This window comes from Mammaliicoccus sp. P-M59 (genome assembly GCF_022386135.1).
GTDB classification, from domain to species: Bacteria; Bacillota; Bacilli; order Staphylococcales; family Staphylococcaceae; genus Mammaliicoccus; species Mammaliicoccus sciuri_A.
The window spans coordinates 1-11,411 of record NZ_JAJNJJ010000015.1; the positions used below are offsets into that span (position 1 = coordinate 1).

Consider the following 11,411-nt stretch of genomic DNA (forward strand, 5'->3'; position numbering starts at 1 on the left):
CAGAACAACCAGAGCAGCCAGAGCAACCGGAGCAACCAGAGCAACCGGAGCAACCAGAACAACCAGAGCAGCCAGAGCAACCGGAACAACCAGAGCAACCAGAGCAACCAGAGCAACCAGAGCAGCCAGAACAACCAGAGCAACCAATGGAACCAATGAAGCCAATGGAACCAATTAAAGCTAACAATCCAGGAAATAAAGATAAAACGATGGTTCCTCTTAAATCTGAAAATATGAATAACCAAAATAATGATAATGGAAATAATATGTCTTCTGGAAAAATAAATATGAACACGCATAGTGACAAAGATCATAAAAGTCAAATGCTTCCGAATACGGGTGAAGCTAATGTTGATAAAGGTTTAATTGGTAGTTTAATAGGTATATTTGGTGCTAGCTTCCTCTTATTCAAGAGAAGAAAAGTAACTAAATAAAAAGAAGATATGTAATTTAAAAGGTTAGTTAAAAGTGATGTTTGTATAAGTTTGAACGATAAAGAACTAAATATTGTTTAAGATTTGGTCATTTCTAAATATAGAGAAGATGAAGTAAGTTTATTCTTCTTATTTAGTGTAGGACTGAGGATAGATGTTTATTGAATCCAAAAATAATGAGCCTTTTCTTAGTGTAGAAAAGGCTCATATATTTAAATTATAGAGTATTCATTTATTAGTATATTCCATAGCAGCTAATGAATTGAAAAATATGTTTATTGTATTTGAGTTTCAATAATATATTTAGTTGAGTGCTTTTAAAGGTTAGGAGAGGTTAGTATGAAAGGCATTATACAATATGAATTACATAGAAAAGATGTTTTGAATCAAATACATGATAAGAAGAAGTTAAAGAAAATAGACATTATAACGTTGTTTTATATAAATGAAATGAATGCTACAAAAATTTATGTGCGACGTCTGAGGAAACTTATGTACAACACTTCTTCATCTGAAATTGCATCATCTTTAAAAAATCTTGAATCATTAGGGTATTTTAAGAAAAAACGAGATGTTCAAGATGAAAGAAAAATAATATTATTTGATATTGATTTAGAAGCAATAAGAGATACGTTAGACTTTATTGAAGAAACATTAGACGAAAAAGATTTAAAATTTTAAATAAATCTCCTACTTAATAGGTAGGAGGTTATTTTTTTAAAGGCGGTTCTGCACATAACTGATGTTTAAATTAATTGGGTAATAAGGTAATATTAGTGTAAATAATAAATGTTAGAAAATAAGTAAATTATATAAGGAGTAATGAAAATGGAACCAATTCAAGAAGTTATATCAACGGTACAAAAGTTAATAGATAACAAGGATATTAGCGCTTATAAAATTAATAAAGATATCGGAATTGCAGCGACTACTATTAAACAAATTAGACAAGGTATACACGATATAAATAAGCTTAAATTTGAAACGGTTATTGCGTTATATGAGTACCAAAAAGCATTAGAAAAATAAGGCTACAAGTTACATATCAATTATACTTGAGCTCATCATAATGCTCACTTACTATAAACAGAATGCATGTATTATATCTTTCGACATATTATACTGAACTTAGATATTAAATATAAACTTTGAAGGTGACGTAATTGGTTGAAAATATATATTTAGATGAAACGAAAATTCCATTAACATTTTTTGAAGACGAAACTGTAGATGGTTTATATAAAGTAACAATTGAATTTAATGTAACGAGTGAAGCGTATCACGATATTGCAGTTTTGTTATATAGAGGGCGTTTTGATGTTGAAGTTCCGGATAAAGATAAGAAGTTTAAAGGTGAAATCTATAATTATTCAACGTCTTTAACAAATTTATATGAGGACAATCAAGTTGCGGTGTACCGTCTTGTGCTTAAAGAAATACGAGAGGACCAAAAGGGATGAACGGTATGAAATTGAGTATACTTGATCAATCACCGATAGCACCTGGTCAAACAGCGAGTGATGCTTTTAAAGATTCGTTGGCATTAGCACAATTAGGAGAGGCTTTAGGTTATGAAAGATATTGGCTAACTGAACATCACGGTTTGTCCAACCTTGCAAGTTCAGCGCCAGAGGTATTACTTTCTTATATTGGTGCGCATACAAACCGTATAAAAATTGGTGCAGGTGCCATCTTGTTACCACATTATAGACCGTATAAAGTTGCAGAACAGTTTAATACTTTGGCTACTTTATTTCCGAATAGAGTAGATTTAGGTATAGGAAGAGCACCCGGTGGCTCAGCTGAAGCAACTAATGCGTTATCGAAGCAGTTTTTGAAACAAGTGTGGGCTTTACCAGAACTGTTAGAAGAATTATTGATGTTCTTGGAAGGGCAATTTCCTGTAGATCACGAATATCATAAAGTAAATGTGTTACCGCAACCTGATGTACCACCAATACCGTGGTTATTAGGAACAAGTGAAAAAAGTGCTTTACTTGCTGCTAAAAACGGCATGCCATATGTGTTTGGTGCTTTTATGAGTGATCAAAATGGTCGTGCAATTGTGGATCGTTACCGTGAACATTTTGAACAAAGAAATCAAGAAACACCTAAAGTGATTGTAACGGTATCTGTCATATGTGCAGAGACTAATCAAGAAGCGGAAGCACTTGCTATAGAAAGTTTAATACCTAAAGCACAAGGTGAAGATAAAAAAGAAAAAGTACAAACATTTGATGCGTTAAGTGATCGTGAAAAAGAAATGCTTAATGACATGAAAGACAATATGATTATTGGTGATGTTGAAACCGTTCAATCAAGACTTCAAGCAATTCGATCAGAATATCAATGTGATGAAATCATGGTCAGTACAAATACAATAACGCATGAGGATAGAATGCAATCTTATAGATTATTAGCACAAATATAAATACTTGTTTCAGAACTCAAATATGATATTAAAGGGTGATTTCGTATGATTTTATTAATAGGAAAAATCATCATCTCAGTCGGTCTCATAGTCGGTTCAATTATAGAAGAAACAATACGAGCTAAACGAAAAAAACAGTCTAGAACAAAATAGGGTTCTAGACTGTTTTTTGTTAATTTCAAATATTATGACTTGATGTGTTTATTTATTTCGGATACGAGTGCTTGTACGCCTTTATATTCTAAATGCACGCCGTCATAGGCGAAGTATTCTGAATGGCCGTGTGCTTTTTGATACCAATTGACTAATTGAACATTCTTATGTGAATCTGCTGCTTTTGAAAGTTTCTTGTTGACACTTTGTTCCCAATCTCTTGGTACGTGTGTATTCACGACATATACATGCGCATTACCAAACATTTTAATGAGCTTTGTCAAATCATCATAAGAAAAATCTCCATTCGTACCAAGTTCAAGTACGACTTGTTGATTGGCTTTATTAAATGTACTGTATTTTTCTTGAACGAGTGGAATAGCGTCATTTAAATTACGACCGACTTTACCATCTATTATTGCATCTGGATATGCTTTATGTATTTCTTCCCCGATATCAACCATGACGGAATCACCGATAAATAACATTTTATCTTGATGCTTCCCTTTAAGATCATGGGTTTGTTCGCTATTAAAATTAATTTTAGGAATAGGTAATATCAAACTATTTTTATGGTCGTGATTTGAAACTTTAAAAGTCGTCTTGGCATGATGTTGTTGCGTTTGTTGTAAATAATCAAAATGTCCAGAAAGTATTGTTAACGTAAGACCAATTAATACTAAAGTAATGCTACTCTTAGCAATAAGTGATTTTAATTGAGCTTTTCCAGGTTTGAAATACGCTAGCCCGTGTATTCTAATAGGTACTTCAACATAACGATATGAACATTCAGCTAACAGTAACGTTAATATGATTTCTATCAATATCATGTAAAAAGGGATTTGCCCTTGAACGAAATGTTTATTGATAAATGTTATGACAGGATAATGCCATAAATATAAACTATAAGATCTCTGTCCAATCCATAACAATAATCGATTACCTAATACTTTAGATAATAACGTGCTAGGATGAACAGCACTTGCAATGACAGGTAATGAACTTAAAGATATAAGATAAATGCCACCAAAGTATAACCAATTGTCACTGGATGAAACAGTCAACATAAAATAAATTAATAGCGCAATTGAAATACAACCTATCGTTTCAATTCCAATCTTTAACGGCTTTATAATTTGCTGTTTCAATCTAAAAGGCGGCCATATGTATGCTAGTAATACACCTAATAACAAAGTTTGTAATCTAGTGTCTGTTCCGAAATATACTCTTGAATTATCAACATTCGGTTCAGCAATTAAAATCATTAACAATAATGAAATAAGAGAAGCTATAAATACAACTAAAACAAAATGCCTTTTTAACTTTTTAATGCGAAGTAATATCATTAATAAAATTGGCCAAAATACGTAAAATTGTTCCTCAATCGCTAGACTCCATAAATGTTTAAGTGGCATCACTTTGAAGCTATCAAAATAACTAACATGATGAAAAATATACCACCAGTTGGATACATAAAATAAAGCAGCAAACGTATCTTGTTTTACACTTTTAATAATACTCGGTTCAAATAATAAGGTATATATGAGTACAATACTTAATAAAAATAAGACTGCGGGCAGTAACCTTTTAATACGTTTCTTCCAAAAATGTAAGAGGTCAATCGTGCCAGTATGTTGATATTCATGGATTAATAAGCTCGTAATTAAATAGCCAGAAATGATAAAAAAAGTATCCACACCTAAAAAACCACCCGATAACCACTTAGGATTAAGGTGATAAATAATGATAGCTATAACTGCAATTGCCCTTAAGCCATCTAGACCATATAAATAACGAATTGGATGTGACTTTATCTCTTTCATTTGACCATTCATTTCTCATTGACTCCTCAATAAATTGTAAAAATTTCCAATAAGAAATATTGTACCATAATTTACCAAAGATATACAAAAAAAGGATAATGGAGAGAAAGGGGCTAACGATCAAGACTCAAAAACAAGAACGTTAGAAATTCTAACGTTCAAGAAACCGAAACAAGATTGTTAGCCAGTAAAATATAAAAAACTGGACCATATCAACCATGGTCCAGCCTCATATTATAAATCCTCTTAACACATTCGTTTCAATAACTCAGCTTTAATAATATTTTGTGCTTCTTTGTAATTCTCTGCAGTATGTTCCTGTGCATTTACAATAAGTAAGTCAATTAAATCAGAATCACTTTTTTGACTAACTTCATCTTCGAATTGGAAAATGTTTTCTTCTGTTTCCCTATGGCTCGCGTTTGGCTTAATAATTTGATAGTAATTATCAGCGCCTAATCCACCTTCTTCAATCATAACTGAAATCTCTGAAGATCTTTGTTCATTCTGCCGGTTCACTTTTATAAGATTTTTACCTTCAACAGTCATTTGAAAAACCTCCTTGATTACTCATAATGAATATCCAAAATTCAAAGCAAGAGACAAATATCTATTTAACAATAGTGTATTATTACACAGAAGAAATTACAAATAGAAAGCTCAGATAAAAAAACAAAATATTTTACATACGTAATAATTGTAGAATTATTAAATTATAATATTTTTACCAGTTATTGACAAAGTTTACAGAATAATTAAAATATTTACTATATATACATACTTTAACAACACAAGGGGGTATAAATATGAAACCATATTGGAAAACTTTTTTATTAGTATGTTTAAGTTTAATGCTTGTATTAGCAGCATGTGGCAAAGGGGAAGATAAGGATTCTAAAAAGGAATCAGCTATGGAAAATAAAACTGGAAAAAGTGATGCTAAAGGTGGCACTTTGAAAGTTGGTATCGGCGATGCACCTGAAGGTAACTTCCAAAGTATTTTTGCTGGTACAGCAGGTGATTCTGAAGTTATCGGTTATTTCAACGATGGATTAGTTGATTTCGATGATCATTTACAAATAAAGCCACATATTTTGTCATGGGATAAGAAAGATGGAGACAATTTAACTTATACTTTCAAAATGAAAAAAGGCATTAAGTGGCATGATGGCAATCCACTTACTATTAACGATTGGATTTTTACTTTAGAAACATTAGCTAATAAAGACTATGATGGTCCACGTTATAGTGGTGTTGAGCTTATTAAAGGTGCCGAAGAGAAACACGCTGGTAAAGCAGACAAAGTAGAAGGTATTAAGAAAATAGATGACTACACTGTAGAAATTACATTTAAGAAAGAAAAAGCAAACAATTTATATGCTTTATGGACTGGATCACTTATTAGTGAAAAAGTATTTAAAGATATTCCTGTAAAAGAGATGGCTAAATCTGATGCAGTTCGTAAAAATCCTATAGGTATAGGTCCTTTCAAAGTTAAAAATATTGTTGATGGAGAATCAGTAGAATTTGTTAAGAATAAAGATTATTGGCAAGGTGAACCTAAGTTAGACAAAATTAATTTAAGAGTTGTAGAACAAACTTCAATTGCACAAGCTTTAGAAAAAGGGGAAATTGATATATCTTCTGTTTCACCACCGATTGCTAAAGAAATTAAAGATAGTAAATCTGAAAACGTTAAATTATTAGAATCACCGTCAACATCTTATGCAATTATTGGTTTTGTGTTGAATGATTACGATAAAGAGAAGAATGAAATCGGTAAAGCACGTCCTAAATATCAATCTAAGGAATTAAGACAAGCTATGGCATATGCGATCAATCGTGATGAATGGATTAAAGCATTCTATCATGGTTATGGTAAACCGTTAAATGGTTTAATTCCATCATCACACTGGAGTGGTGCTAAAAAAGGTGAAGTAACAGAATACAAATATGATGTTAAAAAGGCAGAAAAATTATTAGATAAAGCAGGATACAAAGATAAAGATGGTGATGGCTTTAGAGAAGATCCAGATGGTAAAAAGTTTGAAATCAATCTTAAGCACTATGCAGGAACAAACCCAACATTTGAACCTCGTACAGCAGCACTTAAAGGATATTGGGAAAAAATTGGTCTAAAAACAAAAGTAGAAATGGTTGAATTTGGTAAATATAATGATGATTTAGAGAAAGGCTCTAAAGATATGGAAGTATACTTCCGTACTTGGATTCAAGGAGCAGACCCAGATCCATCAGAAATGTATAAATCAACAGCACTTTGGAATGAAACAAGGTATAAAAATGAAAAAGCAGACAAATTATTAGATGAAGCTTTAGACGTAAAAATTGTAGGTGAAGACCAAGATAAGCGTAAGAAGAAATATCTAGAGTGGCAAAAAATCTGGGCAGAAGAAATTCCAGCAATTCCACTTACTGAATTAATTGATACAACAGCTGTAAATAAAAGAGTTAAAAATTATGAAGTTTCATTAAAAGGTGCAAATCCAATCTATGAATGGGCTGTAGAAGAAGATAAATAAATATTTTAGTGCGTTAATTTTTTGAGTCTGGGACGAGTACTAATGTTCCAGACTCTTATCATATCTATTAGTGTAACATTTGAACCTTTATAAAAGGTGAAGGACTTACTAACTAACGGGGGGATAATATGCATGGTAATCATTTATTAGAAATACATAATTTAAGTACGGGATTTGATATAAACGGTAAGAACTACAATGCGATTTCTAATGTTAATTTAACTTTAGAGAAAGGTGAAATCTTGGGGATTGTAGGAGAATCTGGTTCGGGGAAATCGGTGTTAAGTATGTCGATTTTAAAATTATTACCTGAAAAAATTGCGAAAATTAATTCAGGTGAGATCAAATACATGGGTGAACGTATTGATCAATATACGAATGAACAATTAAATAATATTAGAGGAAAAGAACTTGCTATGATTTTCCAAGAACCAATGACATCACTTAATCCAGTATTTACAATAGGTAATCAATTAATTGAAATGATGTTATTACACTTAAATATTTCTAAGAAAGAAGCTAAAGAAAGAGTGATAGATCTATTGAAAAAGGTAGGTATACCAAGAGCACAGCAAGTTATTAACGAGTACCCTCACCAATTATCTGGAGGTATGAGGCAGAGAGTCATGATTGCTATGTCGATTTCTTGCTACCCTAAATTACTTATTGCAGATGAGCCTACAACAGCACTAGATGTAACTGTTCAAGCGCAAATATTAGATTTATTGAAGAATGTTCAAGATGAAACTGATATGGGCGTTATCTTTATTTCACATGACTTAGGAGTTATTGCAGAAATATGTGATACTGTCGCAGTTATGTATGCAGGTAAAATTGTTGAACGTGCTTCAGTGGAAGAAATATTTAATAATCCTAAACATCCATATACGAAATTACTATTAAAAACCATACCAAGATTAGATATCAAACAAGATAAATTAGAAACGATTAAAGGTTCTGTACCTTCAATAGATAAAATACCGAGTGTTGGATGTAACTTTTATGATAGATGCCCATTTGCTATGGACGCCTGTGCAACGACAAATTTAAAAGATATCTCTATAAATGAACAACATAAAGTTTCGTGTCATTTATACGATGAATCGATATCAGAAAAAGGGGGTCCATTACATGTCTAATGAGTATGTATTAGAAGTTAAAAATCTTAAACAGTACTACCCAATTAAAGGTGGTGTTTTTCAGCGTAAAGTTGGAGAAGTAAAAGCAGTCGATGGTATTTCTTTTAATATTAAAGCTGGACAAACTGTCGGACTTGTTGGTGAATCAGGATGTGGTAAATCTTCAGCTGGTAGAACCATTTTACAATTACAAAAGGCAACATCTGGAGAAATTATATTTTGTGATCAAGACATTACAAAATTAAAAGGAAAGTCTTTAAGACAAGTGAGAAAAGGGTTCCAAATGGTATTCCAAGATCCTTATGCTTCGTTGAATCCAATGCAGATGATTGGAGATATTATTGGAGAGCCAATTAGAAATTATTACAAGAAATCTCAAGAAGAAGTGAAATCAGAAGTGATGGAACTTCTAGAAAAAGTTGGACTTAACGAAGAAGCTTACTATAAATATGCGCATGAATTTTCTGGAGGACAAAGGCAACGTGTAGGTATCGCTAGAGCGCTCGCGTTAAAACCTAAATTGATTATTGCGGATGAACCAGTAAGTGCATTAGACGTATCTGTACAATCTCAAGTATTAAATATCATGGCAGACTTACAAAAAGAATTTGGACTGAGTTACTTATTTATTGCGCATGATTTAAGCGTTGTTAAACATGTAAGTGATTATATATGTGTGATGTATTTAGGACATATCGTAGAAAAAGGACCTGCTGATTTAATATATGAAAATCCTAGACATCCTTATACGCAATCGTTAATTTCAGCTATTCCGGAAATAGATCCTTCGAAGCGGAAGAAGAGAATTTTATTAGAAGGTGATTTACCATCACCGAGTAATCCGCCAAAAGGTTGTCCATTCCATACAAGATGTCCTTATGTGAGAAAAGAATGTTCAGTTGAAAAACCGAGCTATCGTAAAGTTGGAGACGAACATTATGCTGCATGTATTCTGCTAGAAGATGAGGTGAAAGTAAATGACAACTCTAATTATTAGAAGATTATTACTCATGGTTCCATTACTATTTTTAATTTCTATTGTTATTTTTGGTTTAGCTAAAATGCAACCAGGAGATACGTTTACTGGTCAAAAGCTACCTAATGTTAGTTCGAAATATTATGAAGAACAAAGAGAAAAATTAGGACTTAATGATCCACTCTATAAACAGTATCTTACATGGGGGAATAAAATACTTCATGGAGAATTAGGTGATTCAATTAGATATAAAAGACCAGTTATGGATTTAGTAAAAGAACGTATGCCTAATACGATTTTATTAGGTGTTATCAGTTTAGTCATTACATATATGATTGCATTTCCACTTGGCATAATTTCGGGTAGGAAACCATATAGTTTATACGATTATAGTATACAAGTGTTGAATTATCTTATGTTAGCCATACCTTCATTTGTAGCTGGTGTGTTTGCAATATATGTATTTGCATTTCAATTAGGCTGGTTTCCATTTTCAGGATCTGTTGAAATAGGACTTGAACAAGGTAGTTTGGCATATTATATAAGTAAGTTATATCACGCTATTTTACCAGGAATGATATTGGGGTTATTATCAACTGCAAGTTATATACAATTCTTACGAAATGACATTATCGAAGTATCGAGAAAAGATTATATACGTACAGCACGTTCGAAAGGGTTATCGGAATCTAAAATTTATAATAAACATATTTTAAGAAATTCAATCATTCCGATTGTTACATTTTTTGGATCTGACGTGTTATCTGTATTTGGTGGAGCAGTTATAACTGAATCAATCTTTTCTTATCCTGGAATTGGGAAGTTGCTGATTGAATCTATTGGTGGTAAAGATTATCCACTCATGATGTCGTTGTTATTATTCTTTTCATTTTTAGGGTTATTAGCCAATTTAATTTCGGATATTTCATATAGTTTAGTAGATCCACGAATCAAGAGTAACTAAGGGGGGATAATATGAGTAAGCAAGATAAAATCAAAAACAAATCGCCTTTGACAATTGCAAGAAACAAATTTATACGTAACAAACCAGCTATGTTTGCGACCTTAATATTATCTTTAATATTCTTTGTATCTATAATATCACCACTCATTGCTCCATATGATCCGAACTTGCAAAATTTAGTCATGATTAAAGGTGAAATGACAACTGAGCATTGGTTAGGGACAGATTCAGGTGGTCGAGACATATTGAGTAGATTATTGTATTCTGGTAGAGTTTCACTTATTTTCGGTCTCGTTACGACTGTGGGATTAATGTTAATCGGAATATTAGTCGGCATGCTTTCAGGATATTATGGAGGATGGGTTGATACAATACTTATGCGTTTCACAGAGTTTGTAATGCTCTTTCCTTTTATACCATTCGCTGTTGTATTGAATGCGACTTTTAGCGGTAAAATTGAAAACAAATATGGATCTGCTTTAATACTTGCAATCGTACTGATTGCATTGTCATGGGTTGGTATTGCACGTATTGTTCGCGGTAAAGTATTGCAAGAAAAAGAAAATGAATATTTTTTAGCAGCTCAATCAATTGGAACACCTGTTTATAAAATTTTGTTAAAGCATTTATTACCTAATATACTGAGCGTTATTATTGTACAAGCAACATTAGTATTTGCAGTCCAAATTGTAGCAGAAGCGGGATTAAGCTTTTTAGGATTTGGTATTGATAAGACTGTTCCGACATGGGGTAATATGCTAACTGATGCGCAAGAAGGAGATATTTTGAGAAGTAAACCATGGATTTGGATGCCGCCAGCGATCATCATTACGGTTACGATTTTATGTATTAACTTTATAGGTGAAGGTTTAAAAGATGCACTGAATCCAAAATCAGTACGTTAAGTACAGAAAGCTCGGATAAAAATTTTTAATGTATTTTTACAACACA

The 11,411-nt window shown here is 32.2% G+C and carries 12 protein-coding genes; 10 read left to right on the top strand and 2 right to left on the bottom strand.

What is annotated here, in order from left to right:
- The 5 genes from LQ617_RS15370 to LQ617_RS15390 all read left to right on the top strand — a co-directional run.
- A partial coding sequence (locus LQ617_RS15370) for an LPXTG cell wall anchor domain-containing protein (protein WP_239740765.1) occupies positions 1-434 on the top strand: 434 nt, incomplete at its 5' end.
- Between the two features lie 339 nt (positions 435-773).
- Positions 774-1,115, top strand: coding sequence for a transcriptional regulator, SarA/Rot family (locus LQ617_RS15375; RefSeq protein WP_037589219.1), 342 nt, complete (start codon positions 774-776; stop codon positions 1,113-1,115).
- A gap of 147 nt (positions 1,116-1,262) precedes the next feature.
- On the top strand, positions 1,263-1,463 hold the full coding sequence (locus LQ617_RS15380; protein WP_037589220.1) for a hypothetical protein: 201 nt from the start codon (positions 1,263-1,265) through the stop codon (positions 1,461-1,463).
- 134 nt (positions 1,464-1,597) lie between these two features.
- Positions 1,598-1,894 carry a DUF3219 family protein gene (locus tag LQ617_RS15385; protein WP_204253236.1) on the top strand — a complete coding sequence of 99 codons (297 nt, stop codon included), beginning with the start codon at positions 1,598-1,600 and terminating at the stop codon, positions 1,892-1,894.
- 5 nt (positions 1,895-1,899) lie between these two features.
- The gene (locus LQ617_RS15390) at positions 1,900-2,865 is read left to right on the top strand and encodes an LLM class flavin-dependent oxidoreductase (RefSeq protein WP_239740775.1); all 966 of its coding nucleotides are present in this window, start codon (positions 1,900-1,902) and stop codon (positions 2,863-2,865) included.
- Between the two features lie 185 nt (positions 2,866-3,050).
- Here LQ617_RS15390 and LQ617_RS15395 read toward each other — a convergent pair whose 3' ends face one another.
- Together LQ617_RS15395 and LQ617_RS15400 are read right to left on the bottom strand one after the other, a co-directional pair.
- Entirely contained in the window at positions 3,051-4,853 is a 1,803-nt protein-coding gene (locus LQ617_RS15395; RefSeq protein ID WP_239740766.1) for an acyltransferase family protein, read from the bottom strand.
- Positions 4,854-5,087: 234 nt separating this feature from the next.
- On the bottom strand, positions 5,088-5,390 hold the full coding sequence (locus LQ617_RS15400; RefSeq protein WP_037589223.1) for a hypothetical protein: 303 nt from the start codon (positions 5,388-5,390) through the stop codon (positions 5,088-5,090).
- Positions 5,391-5,647: 257 nt separating this feature from the next.
- On the opposite strand from LQ617_RS15400, the gene opp4A reads away from it, so the two are divergent.
- The 5 genes from opp4A (at position 5,648) to opp4C (ending at position 11,365) form a co-directional block, all read left to right on the top strand.
- On the top strand, positions 5,648-7,381 hold the full coding sequence (opp4A, locus tag LQ617_RS15405) for an oligopeptide ABC transporter substrate-binding protein (RefSeq protein ID WP_037589224.1): 1,734 nt from the start codon (positions 5,648-5,650) through the stop codon (positions 7,379-7,381).
- A gap of 128 nt (positions 7,382-7,509) precedes the next feature.
- Positions 7,510-8,520, top strand: a complete 1,011-nt coding sequence (locus LQ617_RS15410; RefSeq protein WP_239740767.1) for an ABC transporter ATP-binding protein — start codon at positions 7,510-7,512, stop codon at positions 8,518-8,520.
- Positions 8,513-9,517, top strand: a complete 1,005-nt coding sequence (locus LQ617_RS15415) for an ABC transporter ATP-binding protein (RefSeq protein WP_037589226.1) — start codon at positions 8,513-8,515, stop codon at positions 9,515-9,517. The genes LQ617_RS15410 and LQ617_RS15415 overlap by 8 nt, the downstream gene beginning before the upstream one ends.
- Positions 9,498-10,460: an oligopeptide ABC transporter permease gene (gene opp4B, locus LQ617_RS15420; RefSeq protein WP_239705856.1), complete on the top strand. Its 963-nt coding sequence runs from the start codon at positions 9,498-9,500 to the stop codon at positions 10,458-10,460. Before LQ617_RS15415 ends, opp4B begins: the two co-directional genes overlap by 20 nt.
- Before the next feature lie 11 nt (positions 10,461-10,471).
- The gene (gene opp4C / locus LQ617_RS15425) at positions 10,472-11,365 is read left to right on the top strand and encodes an oligopeptide ABC transporter permease (protein WP_037589228.1); all 894 of its coding nucleotides are present in this window, start codon (positions 10,472-10,474) and stop codon (positions 11,363-11,365) included.
- Positions 11,366-11,411: the final 46 nt, after the last annotated feature.

What these genes read in the sequence shown, in the direction of transcription:
- opp4C (WP_037589228.1), top strand. Translation starts at nt 10,472, where the DNA reads ATGAGTAAGCAAGATAAAATCAAAAACAAATCGCCTTTGACAATTGCA.
- LQ617_RS15395 (WP_239740766.1), bottom strand. Translation starts at nt 4,853, where the DNA reads ATGAATGGTCAAATGAAAGAGATAAAGTCACATCCAATTCGTTATTTA.
- LQ617_RS15375 (WP_037589219.1), top strand. Translation starts at nt 774, where the DNA reads ATGAAAGGCATTATACAATATGAATTACATAGAAAAGATGTTTTGAAT.
- LQ617_RS15410 (WP_239740767.1), top strand. Translation starts at nt 7,510, where the DNA reads ATGCATGGTAATCATTTATTAGAAATACATAATTTAAGTACGGGATTT.
- LQ617_RS15400 (WP_037589223.1), bottom strand. Translation starts at nt 5,390, where the DNA reads ATGACTGTTGAAGGTAAAAATCTTATAAAAGTGAACCGGCAGAATGAA.
- opp4A (WP_037589224.1), top strand. Translation starts at nt 5,648, where the DNA reads ATGAAACCATATTGGAAAACTTTTTTATTAGTATGTTTAAGTTTAATG.
- LQ617_RS15415 (WP_037589226.1), top strand. Translation starts at nt 8,513, where the DNA reads ATGTCTAATGAGTATGTATTAGAAGTTAAAAATCTTAAACAGTACTAC.
- LQ617_RS15380 (WP_037589220.1), top strand. Translation starts at nt 1,263, where the DNA reads ATGGAACCAATTCAAGAAGTTATATCAACGGTACAAAAGTTAATAGAT.
- opp4B (WP_239705856.1), top strand. Translation starts at nt 9,498, where the DNA reads ATGACAACTCTAATTATTAGAAGATTATTACTCATGGTTCCATTACTA.
- LQ617_RS15390 (WP_239740775.1), top strand. Translation starts at nt 1,900, where the DNA reads ATGAAATTGAGTATACTTGATCAATCACCGATAGCACCTGGTCAAACA.